1 protein-coding gene is annotated in these 1109 nt (G+C 70.3%); it reads right to left on the bottom strand.

The features are described from left to right. Positions 1-828 precede the first annotated feature (828 nt). The coding region (locus HW577_RS25445) for a hypothetical protein (RefSeq protein WP_198378868.1) at positions 829-1109 on the bottom strand (281 nt) is incomplete at its 5' end.

Here is a 1109-nt window from a genome sequence, read left to right as displayed (position 1 = left end):
GCCCACGCCGACGCGGCGCCGCCGCCTCCTCGACGAGACCTGGAAGTGTTTTCGGCGTGGCGCGCCCGCGATGCGGGCGCGCCATTTGCGTTGCCTTCTCCATCTCCGTTCGTGAAGGCCAGCTGGGCAGACACGGGTGACCGATTCGTGCCCGCTCCCCTTCCCTGCTTTGGCGCGTTTGACTCCGGTGGGGCACCTTCAGGCCGCCCGGGCGGACGTTCGTTCCGCGTCGATTCGAGGACCGAGGCGGCCCGCCGCGCGTTCCCGACCGCGGCGTCTCCGTCATCGACCACGGGTCACTCCTTGTCATGTTCCGCGGGGCACCGGGACAGCGGGCATGTTCAGCAACCATGCCGGACGTCGCGCTTCGCCCGTGGCGTGCGCAACCCGGCCGGATCCTCAGCGACCAGGGGAAACCGAGGCCAGGGCAAGGCACCCGCCGCGCCTCCGCGTCGAGGCATCCGCATCGCATCGACGTGATCCATGCTTCCGGGACTGATCGGCCCCCGGCGAGGGTTCTCCCGCAGCCCCACCAGTTGCCGCCGCAGGGGCAGCTGCTCAGGCTCACGCGAGAAGTCATTGATCCTGAAATACAAAATCTGACCACGCTGCCGCAGTGTGCTCGGACGGTGCAGCAGGACACCAGCCTCTGATGCCACCGCTGCGATCGAATGAAGGGGGGGGGACGAACGGACCAAGCGGAGTTCACGCGATTCGCATGCGCGACACGCTTCCGCCCGGTCGCCAAATCATCGCTGGGTCGTCTCGCCCGCTGTCCCGTTCGTTGCCTACCGGACAGCACATGCCGTCACGCAAACTGGCGCGAGGTCAAAATCCCGCGCCAAGGCCGTCCGTGATCGTGCCGCGCTCACCCGCCTGCCACCAATTCCCCGCGCCCGCCCAGCCGCGCTCGAGGTCGAGCCTGCGGACCTCCCGCGCCAGCGCCGCGCTTGCCTGTTCCGCCGCGGGCAGCGGGCCCAGTTCGGCGAGCCGATCGCGCGTCACCTCCCCGCCCGGTTCGAACAGGCGACGGTCGAGCGCGGCCGCGGCGCCAGGCGGGTCGTTCGCGCGCAGCCGTTCCGCGGCGCGCGCCAGCGCCTGCACCACCT

Source organism: Neoroseomonas rubea (genome assembly GCF_016106015.1).
Lineage (GTDB): Bacteria > Pseudomonadota > Alphaproteobacteria > Acetobacterales > Acetobacteraceae > Neoroseomonas > Neoroseomonas rubea.
Note: the sequence above shows the minus strand (reverse complement) of the source record. Positions and strands in the feature narration are given on the sequence as shown.